Annotated in this window: 20 protein-coding genes and 5 tRNA genes; 14 read left to right on the forward strand and 11 right to left on the reverse strand. The window is 37.1% G+C overall.

What is annotated here, in order from left to right; genetic code table 11:
- Positions 1-62: 62 nt before the first annotated feature.
- Positions 63-959, reverse strand: a complete 897-nt coding sequence (metF, locus tag ACFFHK_RS00655; protein ID WP_382367778.1) for a methylenetetrahydrofolate reductase — start codon at positions 957-959, stop codon at positions 63-65.
- A gap of 326 nt (positions 960-1285) precedes the next feature.
- Between metF and ACFFHK_RS00660 the strand changes: the two genes are divergently transcribed.
- The 6 genes from ACFFHK_RS00660 (at position 1286) to ACFFHK_RS00685 (ending at position 6984) form a co-directional block, all read left to right on the forward strand.
- The gene (locus tag ACFFHK_RS00660) at positions 1286-2242 is read left to right on the forward strand and encodes an AEC family transporter (protein WP_382367781.1); all 957 of its coding nucleotides are present in this window, start codon (positions 1286-1288) and stop codon (positions 2240-2242) included.
- 197 nt (positions 2243-2439) lie between these two features.
- Positions 2440-3438 carry a thiamine ABC transporter substrate binding subunit gene (thiB, locus tag ACFFHK_RS00665; protein ID WP_382367784.1) on the forward strand — a complete coding sequence of 333 codons (999 nt, stop codon included), beginning with the start codon at positions 2440-2442 and terminating at the stop codon, positions 3436-3438.
- Positions 3438-5033, forward strand: coding sequence for a thiamine/thiamine pyrophosphate ABC transporter permease ThiP (gene thiP / locus ACFFHK_RS00670; RefSeq protein ID WP_382367787.1), 1596 nt, complete (start codon positions 3438-3440; stop codon positions 5031-5033). The genes thiB and thiP overlap by 1 nt, the downstream gene beginning before the upstream one ends.
- Entirely contained in the window at positions 5026-5688 is a 663-nt protein-coding gene (gene thiQ, locus ACFFHK_RS00675; protein ID WP_382368907.1) for a thiamine ABC transporter ATP-binding protein, read from the forward strand. Before thiP ends, thiQ begins: the two co-directional genes overlap by 8 nt.
- Positions 5689-5750: 62 nt before the next feature.
- Entirely contained in the window at positions 5751-6761 is a 1011-nt protein-coding gene (gene bioB / locus ACFFHK_RS00680; RefSeq protein ID WP_382367790.1) for a biotin synthase BioB, read from the forward strand.
- A 124-nt stretch (positions 6762-6885) separates the two neighbouring features.
- Entirely contained in the window at positions 6886-6984 is a 99-nt protein-coding gene (locus ACFFHK_RS00685) for a Fic/DOC family N-terminal domain-containing protein (protein WP_382368910.1), read from the forward strand.
- Positions 6985-7025: 41 nt separating this feature from the next.
- Here the strand turns inward: ACFFHK_RS00685 and adk are convergent, their stop codons facing one another.
- The 4 genes from adk to pflA form a co-directional block, all read right to left on the reverse strand.
- A complete protein-coding gene (gene adk / locus ACFFHK_RS00690) occupies positions 7026-7670 on the reverse strand; it encodes an adenylate kinase (protein WP_382367793.1) in 645 nt (214 codons plus the stop codon).
- A gap of 73 nt (positions 7671-7743) precedes the next feature.
- A complete protein-coding gene (locus ACFFHK_RS00695; RefSeq protein WP_382367796.1) occupies positions 7744-9012 on the reverse strand; it encodes an AmpG family muropeptide MFS transporter in 1269 nt (422 codons plus the stop codon).
- A gap of 24 nt (positions 9013-9036) precedes the next feature.
- Positions 9037-10053, reverse strand: coding sequence for a UDP-glucose 4-epimerase GalE (gene galE, locus ACFFHK_RS00700; protein WP_382367799.1), 1017 nt, complete (start codon positions 10051-10053; stop codon positions 9037-9039).
- A gap of 24 nt (positions 10054-10077) precedes the next feature.
- Positions 10078-10818, reverse strand: coding sequence for a pyruvate formate lyase 1-activating protein (gene pflA, locus ACFFHK_RS00705; RefSeq protein WP_382367802.1), 741 nt, complete (start codon positions 10816-10818; stop codon positions 10078-10080).
- Positions 10819-11398: 580 nt separating this feature from the next.
- Between pflA and mutH the strand changes: the two genes are divergently transcribed.
- From mutH to ACFFHK_RS00725, 4 genes are all read left to right on the forward strand, one after another.
- The gene (mutH, locus tag ACFFHK_RS00710; RefSeq protein WP_382367805.1) at positions 11399-12067 is read left to right on the forward strand and encodes a DNA mismatch repair endonuclease MutH; all 669 of its coding nucleotides are present in this window, start codon (positions 11399-11401) and stop codon (positions 12065-12067) included.
- Between the two features lie 96 nt (positions 12068-12163).
- Positions 12164-12886: a TerC family protein gene (locus tag ACFFHK_RS00715; protein WP_382367808.1), complete on the forward strand. Its 723-nt coding sequence runs from the start codon at positions 12164-12166 to the stop codon at positions 12884-12886.
- 100 nt (positions 12887-12986) lie between these two features.
- On the forward strand, positions 12987-13913 hold the full coding sequence (locus ACFFHK_RS00720; RefSeq protein WP_382367811.1) for an SPFH domain-containing protein: 927 nt from the start codon (positions 12987-12989) through the stop codon (positions 13911-13913).
- Positions 13913-14356, forward strand: a complete 444-nt coding sequence (locus ACFFHK_RS00725; RefSeq protein WP_382368913.1) for an NfeD family protein — start codon at positions 13913-13915, stop codon at positions 14354-14356. Before ACFFHK_RS00720 ends, ACFFHK_RS00725 begins: the two co-directional genes overlap by 1 nt.
- 302 nt (positions 14357-14658) lie before the next feature.
- Here the strand turns inward: ACFFHK_RS00725 and ACFFHK_RS00730 are convergent, their stop codons facing one another.
- The 6 genes from ACFFHK_RS00730 to ACFFHK_RS00755 all read right to left on the reverse strand — a co-directional run bounded on the left by ACFFHK_RS00730 (position 14659) and on the right by ACFFHK_RS00755 (position 15702).
- The gene (locus ACFFHK_RS00730) at positions 14659-14883 is read right to left on the reverse strand and encodes a hypothetical protein (RefSeq protein ID WP_382367814.1); all 225 of its coding nucleotides are present in this window, start codon (positions 14881-14883) and stop codon (positions 14659-14661) included.
- 305 nt (positions 14884-15188) lie between these two features.
- Positions 15189-15262, reverse strand: a tRNA-Cys gene (locus tag ACFFHK_RS00735).
- Positions 15263-15346: 84 nt separating this feature from the next.
- Positions 15347-15433 (reverse strand) — tRNA-Leu (locus tag ACFFHK_RS00740).
- Positions 15434-15437: 4 nt separating this feature from the next.
- Positions 15438-15513, reverse strand: a tRNA-Gly gene (locus tag ACFFHK_RS00745).
- 22 nt (positions 15514-15535) lie between these two features.
- A tRNA-Leu gene (locus ACFFHK_RS00750) sits at positions 15536-15622 on the reverse strand.
- A gap of 4 nt (positions 15623-15626) precedes the next feature.
- Positions 15627-15702: transfer RNA gene (locus ACFFHK_RS00755), tRNA-Gly, on the reverse strand.
- A gap of 258 nt (positions 15703-15960) precedes the next feature.
- Here ACFFHK_RS00755 and ACFFHK_RS00760 point away from each other — a divergent pair.
- From ACFFHK_RS00760 to holB, 4 genes are all read left to right on the forward strand, one after another.
- Entirely contained in the window at positions 15961-17082 is a 1122-nt protein-coding gene (locus tag ACFFHK_RS00760; RefSeq protein ID WP_382367817.1) for a methionine biosynthesis PLP-dependent protein, read from the forward strand.
- 121 nt (positions 17083-17203) lie between these two features.
- Positions 17204-18250 (forward strand): endolytic transglycosylase MltG, encoded by a 1047-nt coding sequence (gene mltG, locus ACFFHK_RS00765; protein ID WP_382367820.1) that lies wholly within the window; start codon positions 17204-17206, stop codon positions 18248-18250.
- On the forward strand, positions 18247-18882 hold the full coding sequence (tmk, locus tag ACFFHK_RS00770) for a dTMP kinase (RefSeq protein ID WP_382368916.1): 636 nt from the start codon (positions 18247-18249) through the stop codon (positions 18880-18882). Before mltG ends, tmk begins: the two co-directional genes overlap by 4 nt.
- On the forward strand, positions 18861-19859 hold the full coding sequence (holB, locus tag ACFFHK_RS00775; RefSeq protein WP_382367823.1) for a DNA polymerase III subunit delta': 999 nt from the start codon (positions 18861-18863) through the stop codon (positions 19857-19859). The genes tmk and holB overlap by 22 nt, the downstream gene beginning before the upstream one ends.
- The last annotated feature ends 2 nt before the right edge of the window (positions 19860-19861 follow it).

The raw sequence follows: 19861 nt of genomic DNA on the forward strand, positions 1-19861 counted from the left end.
TATAAGTTTAAAGGCGATCATTTGATCGCCTTTTAATTTATAAAGTATAAAATTTTTTCGCCTTATGATGTAGCCGTAAGAGGTGGACGAACACCTAATGTATGGCAGATTGCATAAGTTAATTCAGAACGGTTTAACGTATAGAAATGGAAGTCTTTTACTCCTTCTTTCGATAAAATTTTCACCATATCAATCGCAATACTTGCACCGATAAGATTTCGAGTGGTTTGATCTTGTTCTAAGCCTTCATACAATTTATACATCCAACTTGGGATTTTTACATTGGTAATTTTTGCCATTTTTTGTAATTGTACAAAATTAGAAACGGGTAAAATGCCTGGGACGATTTCTACATCAATACCAACCGTAACACAGCGATCACGGAAGCGGAGATAACTATCAATGTCGAAGAAAAATTGGGTGATAGCTCGATTTGCCCCTGCTTCTACTTTTTGTTTGAGAAAGAGTAAATCTGCTTGCGCCGATTTGGCTTCTGGGTGTACCTCAGGATAGGCGGCTACAGAAATATCAAAATCAGCAACTTCTTTTAATAATTTGACTAAATCAGAAGCATAAAAGGGTTTTTTGGTGTAGCCAGGCGGTTCATCACCACGTAAGGCAACAATGTTACGAATACCACTATCCCAATATTCTTGGGCAATTTGTTTTAATTGTTCAGGCGTTGCATCAATTCCAGTCAGGTGTGGCGCTGCTTCAATGCCTGTTTGTTGTTTAATCGCTTTTACCACGCTATGAGTACGCTCTCGTTCTCCAGAATTAGCACCATAAGTAACAGAAACAAATTTTGGTTGTAGTACTTTGAGACGTTGAATTGACTCCCATAAAATATTTTCCATTTTCTCATTTTTAGGGGGGAAGAATTCAAACGAGATATTAATCTCTCCATTTAAATCCGCAATATTACGATTCAACACATCAATTTCTTTGGCATAACTCATATTATTCTCCTATTTAGATGTTTAGCCGTCTAAACACTAAAATAGGGGGATTTCCAAGTTGCGTCAATTTAATAATTTTCAAATTTAATATGAATTATGTTCATGATATATTTTGCTTTTAGCAGGATATTTTCGCTATACCGATGATTGTATTGTGCTGAAAAAGTGAAATATACAAAAAGTGAAGTATTTCAATGATTGTGGTGGTAACATAGCGAAGCAGAGTCTAAGAAGTGCTGTTTGATTGATTCTCCCGCTTTTCTTGTTCTCAAATACTATCTCGGTCAATTAATTTTTTCGTGGTTTAATTTATAAGGAATATTTCGATGGAAGGCTTCCTTAACTCTATTTCGTTCTCAATTAGCGTTACCTTGCCAAATATTTTAATGCTCTTTTTAGGGGTATATCTACGACGAATTGGAATGGTCAATGATCAATTTTGTATGCAAGGTTCAAAATTGGTATTTAATATTACATTACCTGCGTTGCTTTTTTTAAGTATTGTGCAATATCCAACGGATTACAGCGCACAATTACAGATTATTACTGCTGGATATGTCGGTTGTTTGATTTTATTCCTATTGGCTGAAATATATGCCTCTCGTTTTGTCGCCGATAAACGGGAGCGAGGAACATTTGTCCAAGGCGTATTTCGAGGGAATAGTGGCATTATCGGTTTGTCATTATGCGCGAATGCTTATGGTACAAGTGGAATTGCGGTCGCTTCGGTGTACACGGCGTTAATTACTATTCTATATAATATTCTAGCCGTAATTACCCTTAGTCGTTCATTATCAAGTACAGGAAAAACGAGTTTTATCTATATCTTACGTCAGATTGCTAAAAATCCCTTAATACTTTCGATTGCGATTGCATTGGTGATCAGTAAATTTGGTTTTACTATTCCAAAATCATTGATGAGTACAGGCGATTATTTATCACGTATGACATTACCATTAGCCTTGCTTTGTACTGGGGCGAGTTTGGATTTTAAAGGTATGGATCCTTCATCTAAAATTGCATTTCAATCTAGTATTGGTCGTATTGTGATTGCCCCAATTATGCTAGTGGTGATTGCTCGATTATTTGGTTTAGAGGGGATTGGCTTGGGCGTGATTTTCTTAATGACAGCTACACCTGTCGCGGCGGCAAGCTATCCGATGGTACGCAGTATGGGCGGTAATGCGAAAACGGCAGCTAACATAGTAGGTATTACGACGATTGGTTCGATTATTGGCTCAGCTGTGGGCATTGTTATCTTAAAACAGTTAAATTGGCTGTAATAGCTATTGTTTAATTTACTGCAATCTCGTATAGTAATTGCTGTTCTCAACGGGGTGCATGCTGTGTTTATAACTCAGTAGGCTGAGATAATACCCGTCGAACCTGAACTGATTAGTCGCAGCGGAGGGATTTGAGAAGCATATCGCTATTCAAAATCCTGTTCATTGCAGTTATGTTATGAAATAGGAAATCATCTATGTTAAAAAACATTGTTCTTGCTAGTACATTTATCGCAGCTAGCACAGCATCATTTGCCAATCCAAGCACATTAAATATCTATACTTATGATTCTTTTGCATCTGATTGGGGACCTGGTCCAAAATTGGAACAATTATTTGAGCAGCAGTGCCAATGTGATGTGAAATTTATTGCTTTTGATAATAGTGTAACGATGTTTAATCGTTTACGTTTAGAAGGGAAAAAAGCGAAAGCAGATGTGGTTGTCGGATTAGATCAAAGTCTGATTGAAGCCGCAGAGCAAGCAAAATTATTTACACCAGCCACAGTGGATTTAACCAGCTTGCAATTACCTGTAACGTGGCAGAACAAAACATATGTCCCATATGATTTCGGCAGTTATGCCTTTATTTATGATAAAACGAAATTAACTAACCCGCCAACCAGTTTAAAAGAGCTTGTAGAACGTCAAGATTTACGCGTCATTTATCAAGATCCGCGTACTAGCTCAGTCGGGCGTGGTTTATTGCTCTGGCTAAATCAAGTTTATCCTGCGGATCAAGTAGCCACAGCTTGGCAAACATTAGCGAAACATACAGTTACTGTAGGCAAAGGTTGGAGTGATACTTATGGTGCATTTTTGAAAGGAGAGAGTGATCTCGTATTAAGTTATCGTACCTCGCCACTATATCATTTATTGAATGAAAAAAATGATCACTATGCAGCGACAGTATTTAGCGAAGGTAATGTGCTGCAAATTGAAGTGGCAGCGAAGTTAAAAAGTAGTAAGCAAGGTAAGTTAGCCGATCAATTTTTACAATTCCTACTTAGCCCTGAAGCACAAAAAGTGATAAGTGAAAGCAATGTGATGTTTGCGGTAACAGATGCCACGATTGAACCGCATTATGATCAACTGCGTCAGCAAGTGTTGACCGAGCAGACGATTGATACTGCAAAAATCACACATCAACAAACAAAAAATTGGTTATCTGTATGGCAGAATGCTTTGGCTAAATAATGAAGTTTCTGCGCCAAATTAACCGTTCATCTTACCTGTTTTCGGGGATTACTGTATTAATTGTGCTTGCCGTCATTTATGGCGGCAGCCTTTGGCAATTACTGCAATATAGTCAATTTTCACAATGGAAAGTCTTGTTTGAAAATCGCTATTTATGGCAAGTGATTAGATTCAGTTTTTATCAAGCAGGTTTATCTGCGATTCTAGCACTCTTTTTTGGGTTACTGGTTGCACGAGCTTTATTTTATTTAGAGTTTCGTGGCAAAAATCTACTATTAAAACTGTTTTCCTTAACTTATGTATTACCCGCATTAGTAGCGATTTTTGGCATCATCGGTATTTATGGTTTTAATGGTTGGATTAACCAAATGTTACGCCATTTCCAGCTACAATTACCTGATATTTATGGTTTATCTGGTATTTTATTGGCGCACTTGTTTTTCAATATTCCATTGAGTGCCAAAGTATTACATCAACGGTTAAGTCAACTTCCCGTATCACAATTTAAATTAGCTGCACAATTAAATTTGCAGAATTGGCATTTTTTTCGCTGGGTAGAGCTACCGTTTATCCGACCAGTTTGCTTTAGCCTATTTGGTTTAATTTTCCTACTTTGTTTTACCAGTTTTACAATCGTTTTGACGTTAGGTGGTGGTCCCAAATATACCACTTTGGAAGTCGCTATTTATCAAGCGATTACCTTTGATTTTGATATTGAAACGGCGGCATTATTAGCAATTTTACAATTTGTATTTTGTTTTATCTTATTTACGATAAACAGCCGTTTTGCTCGTTATCAACAAGCCAAATGTGAATATCAAGAACAATGGTGTTTGCCACTTAACAAAAAACAACGCTATTGGCATTGTTCCGTGTTATTAGTTGCCATACTGTTTATTGCTATGCCATTACTAGAAACGATTATCGCAGGTCTCACTGCACGCCAGTTTTGGCAGCAGTTGTTGCAACCTGAATTGTGGCAGGCAGTGATGTTTTCTTTATTATTAGCACCTACCTCAGCCGTGTTATCGTTAGGGTTAAGCATTGCTTTATTGCTGACAACACGTCAACTTTATTGGCGAGAACAACGTAAAGTAAGCCAGTTATTGCTTAATATCGGAACCATCATTTTAGCAGTACCAACGTTAGTGTTAGCAACAGGACTATTCTTGTTATTAGGTGAAATTACCGCTGACACGATCTTACTATTTTTATTAGTCGCTTTGTGTAATGCATTAGTCGCAATGCCATTTGTATTACAACTTCTTACCCCTGCTTTTTATACCAATATGCTGAATTATCAACGGCTTTGCCTTTCGCTCAATTTGCGAGGCTGGCAACGTTGGCAAATTATTGAAAAAACAACATTAATCCGCCCATTGCGAGCGGCATTTGCGTTAGCTGCAGCGATTTCATTAGGTGATTTTACTGCGATTGCGCTGTTTGGTAATGATAGTTTTACCTCATTGCCTTTGCTGTTATATCGTCAGTTAGGACATTATCAAAGTGATGGTGCGGCTGTAACGGCAATGATTTTGTTGCTGTTCTACTTTGTAATTTTCTTATTTACGGAACAAAATGATGAACATAATTAATCTACAACAGGTGAAATATAATTATCCACCAATGGAGATGTATTTTGATTTGCAATTAGTAGCGGGAGAACGCGTAGCGATTGTTGGGGCGAGTGGAGCAGGAAAATCAACTTTGTTGAATTTAATTGCAGGCTTTGCAATCCCGCAACAAGGGGAAATTTGCTTAAATGGAGAAAATCATACTAAAACTGAGCCACATCAACGCCCTGTATCAATGTTGTTTCAAGATAATAATTTATTTAATCATCTGACTGTTGCGCAAAACCTTGCGTTAGGTATTAAGCCAAGTTTATCGTTATCAAAAAATGAACAGCAACAAGTAGCGTTAGTTGCGGAGCAAGTGGGGTTACAAGATTTTTTAAATCGTTTACCTGACACATTATCAGGTGGGCAAAAACAACGTGTTGCACTGGCAAGAACGCTATTGCGGCATCGTCCGATTTTATTATTAGATGAACCTTTTTCGGCACTTGATCCTGAATTACGCCAAGAAATGGTTGAATTAGTAGCAAAAATTTGTGAGGAAAAGCAACTTTGTTTATTACTGGTTACGCATCAACTAAGTGAGGTAATTGGCATTATGAATCGAGTGATTAGGGTTGAGAATGGTACGATCTCTGAAAATTATTTGGTAGATCGGGAAAACAGTCGTTAGAATATGGCACTTTGTTAGCAAGGTAGAACTTTGCAATGACTAAAAGAACAAAAGGATACGTTATGACAACAACTACAATCCAACTGCCATCTATTACTCCACACCCAAGTGTAGAGTATTGGTCTGTTTGTAAAGTGGAAGCATTATTTGAAACACCTTTCCTTGATTTAGTTTATCGTGCAGCTCAAGTCCATCGTGAGCATTTTAATCCACAAGCAATTCAACTTTCGACATTAATGTCAATCAAAACGGGAGGTTGTCCTGAAGATTGTGGTTATTGTCCGCAATCAGCACGTTATCAAACTGGCGTACAAAACGAACAATTATTAGATATTGAAGATATTGTTGCTAAAGCAAAAATTGCCAAAGAGCGAGGCGCTGGGCGTTTTTGTATGGGGGCTGCATGGCGTGGACCCAAACCAAAGGATATTGAAAAAGTATCTGCAATTATTAAAGCGGTAAAAGATCTTGGCTTGGAAACCTGTGGTACGTTTGGTTTATTGCAAGATGGTATGGCAGAACAGCTAAAAGAAGCGGGTTTAGATTATTATAATCATAATATTGATACGGCACCAGAGCATTATGAAGAGGTAATCAGTACGCGCCGTTTTGAAGATCGAATTAGTACTTTAGGTAAAGTACGTCAAGCAGGATTAAAAGTGTGTTGTGGCGGTATTGTCGGTATGAATGAAACTCGCAAAGAACGAGCAGGGTTAATTGCGAGTTTGGCAAATTTAGACCCACAACCTGAATCTGTACCAATCAACCAATTAGTAAAAGTGGAAGGCACACCAATGATGGAGGCAGAAGAACTTGATTGGACAGAATTTGTACGTACTATTGCCGTTGCCAGAATTACTATGCCACAAAGCTATGTACGCCTTTCTGCTGGTCGGCACAAAATGCCAGAAGCAATGCAAGCAATGTGCTTTATGGCAGGTGCAAACTCAATTTTCTACGGCGATAAATTATTAGTTACTGGCAATAATGAAGAGGATCATGATCAAATGTTAATGGCAAAATTAGATCTTGTACCAGAAACATTAGAGAATAAAAAAGAAACAGATAATTGACTTATTACTATGTAATTCAATAAGATAATTAAATTTTTTACACCCTTATATTTGTATATAAGGGTGTTTTTTATACCTAAAATTTCTATATATGTTTAAAAAATTGAAATAGGCAGCAGAACTTATTCCTAATCAATCGATGTTAATTAATACAATTCCTATTATGGAAGCGAAAGCGAGTAGTGAAATTGAAAATATTATGACAACGACAGAAGTACAATAAAAAATAATCCCCCATCAAGGAGGATTATTTTTACAGAAAAATTAACCTAAAGTCTCAGCAAGTTTTGCACTCACTTGTTCAACTGGTAATGTGCCGTCTAGGCGGAAATATTGGGTTTTACCATTAGCCGCTTCTTTGCTGTAGTATTCAACTAAAGGCTTCGTTGTTGAATGATAGACTTTTAATCGATCTAAAACGGTTTCAGGTTTGTCATCTGCACGGATAATTAAATCTTCACCAGTAACGTCATCTTTCCCTTCAACTTTTGGTGGGTTGTAAACGATATGGTAGCTGCGTCCTGAGGCAGGGTGTACGCGACGACCGCTCATACGTTCGACAATCACTTCGTCTGGCACATCAAACTCTAAAACAAAATCAATCGCAATACCTGCTGCTTTTAACGCATCTGCTTGTGGAATAGTACGAGGGAAACCGTCTAATAGAAAACCTTTTGCACAATCAGGTTGAGCGACACGATCTTTTACTAAGGCAATAATTAAATCATCTGGGACTAATTGCCCTGCGTCCATTAATACTTTGGCTTTTTTACCTAATTCAGTGCCTGCTTTGATTGCTGCACGCAACATATCACCAGTTGAAATTTGTGGAATACCGTATTTATTCATAATGAATTGGGCTTGTGTACCTTTTCCTGCACCTGGTGCGCCTAATAAAATAATTTTCATGATATAACCTCTTGTGTCAAAAATATGAGTACCTTACCTGTATGTGGTGGCAAACTCAAGTCTAAACTTTAATTTATTGCTTGCTTGGCGAATCTTTGTAAGGGGCAACCCAAAATAGGCAAATCATTCCTGGAATGGCAAGGAAAAAACAGAGCCAATAGAAATGATAATAGCCTAATTGTTCGATTAGCCAACCAGCACTTGAACCTAATAATGTGCGCGGTAGTGCTGCAAGGCTGGTAAATAGCGCTAATTGGGTCGCAGTATAGAGAGGATTTGTCTCTCGTGCCATAAACGCCACAAAAGCAGCTGTGCCTAAACCAATGCCGATATATTCGCCACTGACGACAATGGCGAGTGCGATTAATTCAAATGTACCAATTTGACTGAATTTACCGAAACTCGCTAACCAAGCAAAGCCTAAAATGGTGAGAATTTGTACGAAACCAAATAGCCATAAGGCTCGATTAATCCCGATTTTCAGCATAATGACACCGCCGACTAAACTAGCAATAATCATTGGCCATAAACCAGCATTTTTCGCAACGATCGCAATATCGGTGCTGCTATATCCCATATCAACATAAAATGGTGTCATAAGTGCAGTTGCCATGGTATCGCCCAATTTATATAAGCACATAAAGGCTAATACGGTAATCATACCTTTGAGTTTTTTACGTTGATAAAATTCAACAAAAGGATTAATGATATTCTCTTTTAAACTGTGAGATTGCCCGTTAATTTGAGGTTCCCATGCAATCAGTAATGTCGCTAATATACCAGGTAACATAAAAAGCGCAGTGATCAAGAAGACACTTTCCCAACTATAATAGGCGGTGAGAAAAATAGAAAGTGATCCTGGAATTAATCCTGCTAAACGGTACGCATTAACATGAATTGAGTTGCCTAAACCCAATTCCTGATCAGATAAAATCTCACGGCGATAGGCATCTAATACAATATCCTGTGAGGCAGAGAAAAAAGCGACAATAGTCGCAAGGAGGGCAATGATGGAAATATCTTGAGCTGGTTGGAGCCAAGCAAAACCAGAAAGAGAAAAAACTAATAGAAGTTGTAAAAGTAAAATCCAACCCCTACGCCGCCCTAGAAAAGGTAAAATAAAGCGATCTAAGAGTGGCGACCAAAGGAATTTCCAAGTATAAGGCAAGCCAATTAGCGTAAATAATCCGATTGTTTTGAGATCAACATTTTCGGTTCGTAACCAATAAGGCAGCAGACTAATTAAAATATAGAGTGGTAAACCTGAACTAAAACCAGTAAATACGCAAATCAGCATATTTCGACTGAAAATTTGTTGCATCAAAGAAGTATTTACTGGCATGGTTAAGATCCCGTGTACAATGAATTAGTCGCGATAACCATTCGGATTATTTTTTTGCCAATTCCAAGTATCACGCATCATCTGTTCTAAACCACGTTCAGTTTTCCAACCTAACGCTTTTAAGGCAAGAGAAGGATCAGAATAACAGGTTGCGATATCACCTGGACGGCGATCCACTAAACGATATGGAATTTTAATATTATTCACCTTTTCAAAAGCATGAACCATATCCAATACGGAATAACCTGTTCCTGTACCAAGATTATAAATATGTAATCCTGCATCATTTTCATGACGATCTAAGGCTTTTAGATGCCCGATTGCTAAATCGACCACGTGAATATAATCACGCACGCCAGTACCATCATGAGTTGGGTAATCGCTGCCAAATACTGAAAGTTGTTGTAATTTACCAATCGCTACTTGGCTAATATATGGTAATAAGTTATTTGGAATACCATTTGGATCTTCGCCAATTAAACCACTTTCATGCGCACCAACTGGATTGAAATAGCGTAGGATAGTCATACTAAATTGTGGGATTGCTTTAGCAATATCCATGATAATGCGCTCTACCATAAATTTAGAGGTGCCATAAGGGTTAGTTGTACCACCAACGCGACAGTTTTCAGTAATTGGAATAATTTCAGGATCACCATATACCGTTGCAGAAGAACTGAAAACAAAATTAAATACATTAGCTTGCCGCATTTCATCAAGTAATGTGAGTGAACCTTCAACATTATTACGATAATATTCAATTGGTTTTGCCACACTTTCCCCAACGGCTTTTAACCCTGCAAAATGAATGACAGATTCAATTTGATGGGCGGCAAAAATACGTTTCAATAATTGACGATCAAGTACATCACCTTGATAGAACGTAACTGATTTACCTGTAATTTGCTTAACACGATCCAAAGATTTTTCTGAGGAATTGCAAAGATTATCTAAAACAACTACATCTTTATTCGCATTTAATAATTCAACTACAGTGTGAGAGCCGATATAACCCGCGCCACCTGTTACTAATACAGCCATATTAGCCTCCTTTAGAATGAAAAATTAGTATTTGACCGTTAAACCAAAGGTTTCGAGCTGCGCTTTAATTTTTTCCAAAGACGCTTTTGTTGGTGGTTTAATGTCTTCAAGTTCATATTTCAGACCGAGTGTTTCCCATTTATGTTTGCCTAATTGGTGATAAGGAAGCAATTCGACTTTTTCAATGTTTTTCATATCTTTGATAAATTCACCGAGTAGATTCACAGAATGATCGTCATCGGTATAACCTGGTACAACGACATAACGAATCCATGTTTTTTGATTACGTTTTTCTAAATATTTAGCAAATTCTAATGTACGTTTATTTGGTACACCAATAAGATTTTGGTGAATTGTGTCATCAAGTTGTTTTAAATCAAGTAAAACGAGATCAGTAACATCTAATAAACCATCGATGATTTCATCATAATGACGAACAAAACCATTGGTATCTAAACAGGTGTGAATACCTTGTTCTTTACAAGCACGAAACCAATCACGTACAAATTCAGCTTGTAAAATGGCTTCGCCACCAGAGGCAGTTACACCTCCACCAGAAGCATTCATAAAATGGCGATAAGTAACCACTTCTTTCATCAACTCTTCTACAGTAATATCTTTGCCTGCGTGTAAATCCCAAGTATCACGATTATGGCAATATTTACAACGCATTAAACAACCTTGCATAAAAAGAATAAAACGAATGCCTGGTCCATCAACCGTTCCACAGGATTCAAAAGAGTGAATTCTTCCAACAACTGACATATAAACAGCCTTATAATCCTTATCAATAAAAAAGTTTAAAAATTCTTTTAATTTTAACTGAATTTGTTGTAAAACTCGACAGGAATTCTTTTGAGCTAAAAAATAAAATCTTGCTAAATATTAAGTTGTGGATAACGCTGTGGAATTTATCAGTTTATATTGTGTGAATAGAAGTGAGGTTTGTATTTCTGTTTGATTTATAAAGAAAAAAATTAGATGTTGATAAGTGATCTCATTGTTAAAAAAATGAGTTAATAACTAAAAGGTTAGCTTGAAAAATTAATAAATTGTCTGCTTATTTTTAATAGGTTGTTAAATTTTAAAAAATCAATACTGTTTATTTATTCAGGGTGTGAGTTATTCAGAGAAACTGTGGATAAATTTGTGATTGAATAGACGTAAATTGACGTATAATTTATTTAGTGATGTTTTTTTACGCACCAAGTAAAATAAAAAATCTTTAAAATCATACTGTTAAAAAATATTGGTGAAAAAATAGAAAATTGGAAAAGTGTCGGTTATTTTTTGAACTTTTATAAATCTTTGGATAAATTTTGCAATTAAGGAGGCGCGATTAGCAATGCAATCGCCAATAACAGAACAGCAATTATTAATGCAAGCTTATCAGTTAGCAGGACGAACATTAGCTGATATTGCACAGCAATTACATATCTCTGTACCAGAAAATTTAAGACGTGATAAAGGTTGGGTAGGCAATTTAATTGAAATTGCCCTTGGTGCCAAAGCTGGGAGTAAAGCGGAACAGGATTTTTCTGAATTAGGTATTGAGTTAAAAACGATTCCGATTAATCAACAAGGTGAACCGTTGGAAACCACTTTTGTTTGTTTAGCGCCATTAACAGATAATCATGGTGTCATGTGGGAATCTTCTCATGTGCGTTATAAGTTATCTAAAGTATTATGGATTCCAGTCGAGGGAGAACGTTCGATTCCATTAGCGGAACGTAGAGTTGGGCAACCGATTTTATGGCAACCTTCAGTGGAGGAAGACGCTCAATTAAAACAAGATTGGGAAGAGCTGATGGAATTCATTGTATTAGGCAAGGTAAAAAAGATTAATGCGACGTTAGGCGAAGTATTACAGCTACGCCCTAAAGGTGCAAATAGTAAAGCGTTAACCAAAGGGATAGGAGCAAAAGGGGAAAAAATAGACACATTACCATTAGGCTTTTATCTGCGTAAGACCTTTACTGGCAATATTTTGCGGCATTTTCAACAAGGAAAATGAAGTGAGCTATTTTCTTCTTTGAAATTGATCGCTATAGTATGCCGCTTGGTAATTTATCACAATAATTAAGCGTAATTTTATATCTAGAGGAGCATTATGTTTGAATGGATCAGTAACCCAGAGGCGTGGGTTGCCTTGCTTACCTTGACTGCATTAGAAATTGTTTTAGGCATTGATAATATTATTTTTATTAGTATTTTAGTCGGACGATTGCCAGTACATCAACGCCAATCTGGTCGTATCTTAGGCTTAGGTTTAGCTATGGGAACGCGAATTTTACTCCTATTATCCTTGGCGTGGATTATGCGCTTGACAGAACCCTTATTTTCAGTGGCAGGTTATACACTTTCTGGGCGAGATTTGATTCTTTTGTTAGGAGGATTATTCTTACTTGTCAAAAGTACCTTAGAAATCCATCATAGTATGGAAGAAAGCGCTGCTGAAGCAGAAAAAGCACCGAAAAAAGTGAGTTTTGTTGGCATATTAATTCAGATTGCTTTATTAGATATTGTGTTTTCTTTAGATTCAGTGATCACCGCAGTCGGTATGGCAAATCATGTCGAAGTGATGATTATTGCGATTATTTTAGCGGTAGCAGTAATGATGATTGCCGCAAAACCGATTGGTAGTTTTGTTGAAGCACACCCAACCTTAAAAATTCTGGCGTTATCATTCTTAATCTTGATAGGTGTATCATTAATTGGTGAAAGTTTGTCATTCCATATTCCAAAAGGTTATATCTATTTTGCAATGGGTTTTTCAGTCTGTGTGGAAATGATCAATTTAAGAATGCGCCAGCATTTAAAGAAAATGAGATAAGCGAAATTTTGCTACCTTAATAACATTTCTCAGATCAACTTTTTGACTTCCTTTAAAAATATGGGAAGATAGCTAATTATCAATAGAAATAGGGGGTATTATGTCTTATTTAGATAGTCTGCCAGTAGGCACATTTTTCTTTATTGTTTTAGTCATTGTTGCATTATTTTCGGCAGTAAAAACGGTTCCGCAAGGTTACCATTGGACGATTGAACGTTTTGGGCGTTATACCCGAACACTAACACCGGGTTTAAATATTATTGTGCCATTTATTGATCGTGTTGGTCGTAAAATTAATATGATGGAACAAGTTTTGGATATTCCATCACAAGAAGTCATTTCTAAAGATAATGCAAATGTATCGATTGATGCAGTTTGTTTTGTGCAAGTGATTGACGCACGTAATGCTGCTTATGAAGTGAATCATCTTGAACAGGCAATTATTAATTTAACCTTAACAAATATTCGTACCGTGCTAGGATCAATGGAGCTAGATGAAATGCTATCGCAGCGTGATTCAATTAATAGCCGACTCTTAGCGATAGTAGATGAAGCAACTAATCCATGGGGCATTAAAGTAACTCGCATTGAAATTCGAGATGTACGTCCACCGAAAGAGCTGATTGACTCAATGAATGCACAGATGAAAGCAGAGCGAAATAAACGAGCAGAAGTTTTAGAAGCAGAAGGGATTCGTCAAGCCGCCATTTTACGGGCAGAGGGGGAAAAACAATCACGCATTTTACAAGCTGAGGGTGAACGTCAAGAGGCATTTTTACGAGCAGAAGCTAGGGAGCGTGAGGCGCAAGCAGAAGCGAAAGCGACACAAATGGTCTCTGATGCTATCGCAGCAGGAAATACACAAGCAATTAACTACTTTGTGGCGCAAAAATATACTGAAGCATTACAACAAATTGGACAATCGGGTAATAGTAAGGTTGTGCTAATGCCGTTAGAAGCGAGTAATTTAATTGGTTCAGTAGCAGGGATCAGTGAATTATTGAAAGAAATAGGATCGAAAAAATGATGATATGGCTTGCTGACTGGGGTGCAATGCATTGGTTAATCCTTGCCTTTATTTTGTTAATTCTAGAAATTATTGTCCCAGGTATTTTCTTTTTATGGTGGGGAATAGCGGGACTAATAGTCGCAGCGATGACTTATTTATTTCCATTATCTGGCGTAGCTAGTAGCATTGCGTTTGCTGTTATTGCTATTATTGCTACACTTGTTTGGTGGCGTTACCAGTCTACAAATGCACAACAAGATAGAGTAAATAATGGTTTAAATCAACGTGATATGATGATGTTAGGGCAGCAAGGAAAAGTAACAGAATTAGTCAGTAGCAATCTTGGTAGAGCGGCATTTGGCGATACTACTTGGCGTATTGAGGGGGAACAATTACAACTCAATGATCATGTAGAAGTCGTTGGGGTAAAAGGCATTACTTTAGTGGTTAGGAAAGTGTGATAGCTTTTTAGATAATAATCAGTTTAATTTAAAAAGCCCCTTTATGATTTCAGATGTTTTCTATGTGTAGGAAATCATAGTGTAAAGAAGCTGAATATTTTGATGATTATTGGCGCAATGTAGGTTAGAAAATCAATTATTGTTGCTAGATAAGCAAAAAAGAAAAGAGAGCAAAAGGCTCTCTTTTTCTTTTTTGCAGTATATTGTATCTGTTTATATAGTTCCGATAATTAGGAGTAAATTTTTTGGAATAACAAAGATAAAGATTTTGGCATAACAATAAAAAAGAGTGTATAAGCTTTTTATTCTGTTTTATCTAATATTGCTAATAGTGTGTTAATATCGTTTTGTTTATCTTTAAGTAATTTTGATAAATCTTTCCAGATCCCGTTTGGTATTTGTTTCCCTGTCAACCACCCTCTGATTCTCTTTGTATCTGATAACTTTAAATCTTTCATCATATCTGCTTGCCAGTGTTGACCGCACAGGGTTTGCCCGACTTTCATTAAAGTTTCGATTTCTGTCATTTCATATCTCCATCTTTTGCATTACTATTTTTCAAAAATGAGAGGTTATTTAAACAGAATTTAAAAACAGTTTAAACATTTATTATTTCACGGAATCTGCGACAGTTATTGTGTCGCAGATTCAGGCCTCGCAACAGAAATAAATTTTAGTACTGATAACATCATTCCATTGCAGTAAAAAAAGTGTAGTCCCATTTTTTGTAGATATAGATATATTTCTATATAGTGCTATATACTAATTTTATCGTAAGTGGTTGATTTATTAATAATAAATATACTGCTATAAAGTACCATATATTATTAAATGGAGGCGTGTACCGGAGTCGAACCGATCTACATGGATTTGCAATCCAGTGCATAACCGCTTTGCTAACACGCCGTACAAGGCATTTCAAGGATTTTAAAGTTTAAGAACTAATTTAGGGAAGTTACTATTAAAAATCCATTGAATATATAAAATGAATGGTGCCCGAAGCCAGACTTGAACTGGCACGCCTCGAAAGGCGAGGGATTTTAAATCCCTTGTGTCTACCGATTCCACCACCCGGGCAGTTTGGAGCGGGAAACGAGGCTCGAACTCGCGACCCCGACCTTGGCAAGGTCGTGCTCTACCAACTGAGCTATTCCCGCAAAAAGTTTTTTAGTTTTTAAATGGTGCCCGAAGCCAGACTTGAACTGGCACGCCTCGAAAGGCGAGGGATTTTAAATCCCTTGTGTCTACCGATTCCACCACCCGGGCAGTTTGGAGCGGGAAACGAGGCTCGAACTCGCGACCCCGACCTTGGCAAGGTCGTGCTCTACCAACTGAGCTATTCCCGCTTTGATTAATTATGCTAACAGCATTGCTAATCAACGACGCGCATTTTACGGAATTGAATTTTTTTGTCAAATGATTATTTTCACTTTTTTGTTTGATTGATGAAAAAAAAAGCTTATTACCAATAAAGGAGGGAATAGTGCTGTTTTTTTATGCGTAAATTGCTGAATTTTTATGAAGTGTAGTGATTTACTTTTCTGTTATTAAAGTTTGTGCAAGAATGTTCATTTTTGTAGAACAGATTAATGATAGGAATAATTATGGCACAACAATCAATCGATACTTTGTTAGTTCAATTAGGCAATCGCACTGATCCTAGTACAGGATCTGTCGCTACGCCAATTCATCTTTCCACTGCATTTGGTCATACCGATATTAAAGGGGTTGCAACGGATAATTTTGATTATATTCGTACAAAAAATCCAACCAGAAATGTATTAGAAAATGGCATTGCGTTATTAGAGAAAGGCGATCGTGGTTTTGCTTGTTCTTCTGGTATGGCGGCAATTCAACTCGTGATGAGTTTATTTACTAGTCCAGATGAGTGGATTATTTCCAGTGATGTCTATGGGGGCACTTATCGCTTATTGGATTTTTGTTATAAGAATAATCATGGTGTGAAGCCAGTTTATGTTAATACTGCTTCGTTAACCGCGATTGAGCAAGCTATTACTCCAAATACTAAAGCGATTTTTATTGAAACCCCGTCAAATCCATTAATGGAAGAGTGTGATGTTGCAGCGATTGCGAAAATTGCAAAAGCACATAATTTATTCTTAATTGTTGATAATACTTTTTTAACGCCAGTCTTATTCCGTCCGATTGAGCATGGTGCTGATATTGTGATTCATAGTGGTACAAAATATATTGCGGGGCATAATGATGTGTTGGCGGGATTGATTGTCGCAAAAGGGCAAGAGCTGTGCGATAAACTTTATTATATGCAAAATGGTGCAGGACCAGTATTAGCGCCGTTTGATTGTTATTTAACCATTCGTGGTTTAAAAACATTGTCTTTACGCATGGAGCGCCATCAACAAAATGCGCAACAAATAGCAGCGTTTCTTGCAGAACAAGAAGAAGTGGTAGATGTTTTGTATCCTAATAAAGGTGGTATGCTTTCATTCCGCTTGCAAAAAGAAGAGTGGGTAGTGCCATTTTTGAAAGCGTTAAAATTAATTACTTTTGCTGAAAGCTTAGGTGGAACAGAAAGTTTTATAACTTACCCTGCGACCCAAACACATATGGATATTCCTGAAGCAGAACGGATTGCTCGCGGTGTTTGTAATCGTTTATTACGTTTTTCTGTTGGCTTAGAAAATGTTGAAGACATCAAAGCAGATGTATTGCAAGCGATTCAAGTTGCAAAATCACAACGTTAAGTGAGAATAGATGGCGTGCAAAAGGGAATAAGTACGCCATTATTTTATGAATAATTAAGATTAAGAATGGCTTAGGTTTATGTTAGACTTAGCCAATTTTTTGTAAAGTCGTTTAGCATTGATGAAAAAATTTCTCCTATTTTTAATTGTATTATTAGTGAGTTTGGGCGGAAGTGGTGTTTATATTTACCATCATCTTAGTCAATTATTAATGTTACCAATTACCCATACAGCAGAACAATTACTCACTATTGAAAAAGGTACAAGCAGTAAGCAGTTTGTTGAAAAACTGGTACAGCAAGGACTTCTAAAAGAATCTGTGTGGGGATTACCTTATTTATTTAAATTACACCCAGAATACACCTTAAAAGCAGGGACATTTTCGCTCGAAAAAGTAGAAAATTTGCAGCAATTATTGTTGTTGATTCATCGTGGTAAAGAGGCGCAATTTGCTTTAACGTTGCCCGAGGGGAGTACATTTAATCAATGGCGTAAAGTATTAGCGGAAGCGCCTCATTTACAGCATACTTTAAAAGAAAAAAGTGAAGCAGAAATTTATCAATTATTACATTTACCAACGGAATTGGTAGTAAAAGATAAAATGGAGGGGTGGCTGTATCCAGATACTTATTACTATACGGCGAACTCGACTGATTTGGCAATATTACAACGTGCTGCTGAGAAAATGCACAAAATGCTACAACAAGTTTGGCTGCAACGTGATCAAACTTTGCCATTAAAATCTGCTTATGAATTATTAATTTTGGCATCAATTATTGAAAAAGAGAGTGCGTTAGCGAGCGAACGTCCGAAAATTGCTTCTGTATTTATTAACCGCTTGCGGAAAGGAATGAAATTACAAACCGATCCAACGGTGATTTATGGCATGGGGGAACGTTATCAGGGCAATATTACGAAAAAAGATTTAAATACGGATACGCCATATAATACCTATATCATTAATGGATTGCCTCCAACGCCGATTGCCATGCCAGATAAAAGTTCATTGGAGGCGGTGGCGAACCCTGCAAAAAGTGATTATTTATATTTTGTTGCAGATGGTAGTGGTGGGCATAAATTTAGTCGCACTTTAGCTGAACATAATCGAGCAGTACAGGATTATCTTCGTTGGTATAGAAATTGGAAAAAGCAACAGGGAAATAAATAATGAAAGGTAAATTTATTGTGCTTGAGGGGCTAGAGGGTGCAGGTAAAACGACTGCCAAAAATGCGGTTGTGAAAAAATTACAACAGTTGGGGATTAATGAATTTATCTTTACACGTGAGCCTGGCGGTACACCGCTAGCGGAGCAGTTGCGCCAATTAATCAAACAAGGCGTAGGCAATGAGATCATAACGGACAAAGCGGAATTATTGATGTTATATGCTGCTCGCATTCAATTAGTTGACAATGTGATTAAACCAGCATTGCAACAAGGGAAGTGGGTGATTGGCGATCGCCACGATCTTTCTTCACAAGCCTATCAGGGTGGAGGCAGACAAATTGATGCTCAATTATTAGCCACATTGAAACAGACTATTTTAGGGGATTTCCAGCCAGATTTAACACTTTATTTAGATGTAGCGCCAGAAATTGGCTTGGCTAGGGCAAGAACACGTGGTGCATTAGATCGAATTGAACAGCAACAAATTGAATTTTTTGCACGAACTCGGCAACGTTATTTACAACTCGTGGCAGCCGATCCAAACAGTATTACGATTAATGCTAATCTGTCAGAAACAGCGGTGGCGGAGCAAATTGAGCAGGCAATTACACAATGGTTTCAACAACAGAATTAACGCATTTAACGTGGCTATATCCTGTTTATCAACGGATTACACAGGCTTTTTTAACTGGGCATGGGCATCATGCCTTATTGTTGCGTACGCCAAATGATAATGGTGGAGAACAATTTTGTTTCACATTGGCGCAATGGTTATTATGTGAACATAAACAAGCAGAACAAGCATGTGGTCATTGTCGACAATGCCAACTTTTTCAACATCAATCTCACCCTGATTTTTACTGGATTGCCGCAGAAAAAGGGAAAAAAATCAGTATTGAAAGTATTCGAGAGGTCATTGATAAACTTTCACGGCATAGTCAACAGACAGCAGCAAAAGTGGTTTATATTCAAGGTGTAGAGTTGTTAACTGAAGCGGCAGCGAATGCGTTATTAAAAACACTCGAAGAGCCAACAGAACATTGTTATTTTTTATTGCAAACGGATATTGAACATCAATTACTTGCGACAATTTATAGTCGTTGCCAACTTTGGACATTACCGCAACCAACTCTAGATCAAGCTGTGAAATGGTTAATTGAACAAGGTTTTCCGCAATCGGAAGCGCTGCAAACTGCATTGACGATGAATTATTACCGTCCATTTGCCGCTAAGAAAAGTTTGGAAGAAGGGGAAGTGGCACAGCGCTTGGATTTTTTGCGTCAATTTTGGAAGTTTTATCGCAACAAAAATCTTTTGATGTTATTTCCTTATGTCCAGTTGGATAATCCAATACCACAGTTAAATTGGATAGAAGCTTTTTTGATGGATACATTAAAATGTGCATTAGGTATTCATACAGGCTGGCAATGCCAAGATTTACGCCAAGGTGTAGAAACATTAGCTCAACAATTACCCGCATTAAAAATTTATCAAGGCTTATCTATTATTCGTCAAATGCGAACAGATTTATTGACGATTAATGGAGTCAATCAAGAGTTAATTGTGGTCGATGGCTTAATTAAGATAATTGAAGAAGTATTTGAAGGTTAGAA

Source organism: Gallibacterium trehalosifermentans, assembly GCF_042433055.1.
Taxonomy (GTDB): Bacteria; Pseudomonadota; Gammaproteobacteria; order Enterobacterales; family Pasteurellaceae; genus Gallibacterium; species Gallibacterium trehalosifermentans.

Excerpts from the sequence above, each read along its gene's own strand:
- metF (WP_382367778.1), bottom strand. The coding sequence starts at position 959 with ATGAGTTATGCCAAAGAAATTGATGTGTTGAATCGTAATATTGCGGAT.
- ACFFHK_RS00660 (WP_382367781.1), top strand. The coding sequence starts at position 1,286 with ATGGAAGGCTTCCTTAACTCTATTTCGTTCTCAATTAGCGTTACCTTG.
- thiB (WP_382367784.1), top strand. The coding sequence starts at position 2,440 with ATGTTAAAAAACATTGTTCTTGCTAGTACATTTATCGCAGCTAGCACA.
- thiP (WP_382367787.1), top strand. The coding sequence starts at position 3,438 with ATGAAGTTTCTGCGCCAAATTAACCGTTCATCTTACCTGTTTTCGGGG.
- bioB (WP_382367790.1), top strand. The coding sequence starts at position 5,751 with ATGACAACAACTACAATCCAACTGCCATCTATTACTCCACACCCAAGT.
- adk (WP_382367793.1), bottom strand. The coding sequence starts at position 7,670 with ATGAAAATTATTTTATTAGGCGCACCAGGTGCAGGAAAAGGTACACAA.
- ACFFHK_RS00695 (WP_382367796.1), bottom strand. The coding sequence starts at position 9,012 with ATGCCAGTAAATACTTCTTTGATGCAACAAATTTTCAGTCGAAATATG.
- galE (WP_382367799.1), bottom strand. The coding sequence starts at position 10,053 with ATGGCTGTATTAGTAACAGGTGGCGCGGGTTATATCGGCTCTCACACT.
- pflA (WP_382367802.1), bottom strand. The coding sequence starts at position 10,818 with ATGTCAGTTGTTGGAAGAATTCACTCTTTTGAATCCTGTGGAACGGTT.
- mutH (WP_382367805.1), top strand. The coding sequence starts at position 11,399 with ATGCAATCGCCAATAACAGAACAGCAATTATTAATGCAAGCTTATCAG.
- ACFFHK_RS00715 (WP_382367808.1), top strand. The coding sequence starts at position 12,164 with ATGTTTGAATGGATCAGTAACCCAGAGGCGTGGGTTGCCTTGCTTACC.
- ACFFHK_RS00720 (WP_382367811.1), top strand. The coding sequence starts at position 12,987 with ATGTCTTATTTAGATAGTCTGCCAGTAGGCACATTTTTCTTTATTGTT.
- ACFFHK_RS00725 (WP_382368913.1), top strand. The coding sequence starts at position 13,913 with ATGATATGGCTTGCTGACTGGGGTGCAATGCATTGGTTAATCCTTGCC.
- ACFFHK_RS00730 (WP_382367814.1), bottom strand. The coding sequence starts at position 14,883 with ATGACAGAAATCGAAACTTTAATGAAAGTCGGGCAAACCCTGTGCGGT.
- ACFFHK_RS00760 (WP_382367817.1), top strand. The coding sequence starts at position 15,961 with ATGGCACAACAATCAATCGATACTTTGTTAGTTCAATTAGGCAATCGC.
- mltG (WP_382367820.1), top strand. The coding sequence starts at position 17,204 with ATGAAAAAATTTCTCCTATTTTTAATTGTATTATTAGTGAGTTTGGGC.
- holB (WP_382367823.1), top strand. The coding sequence starts at position 18,861 with ATGGTTTCAACAACAGAATTAACGCATTTAACGTGGCTATATCCTGTT.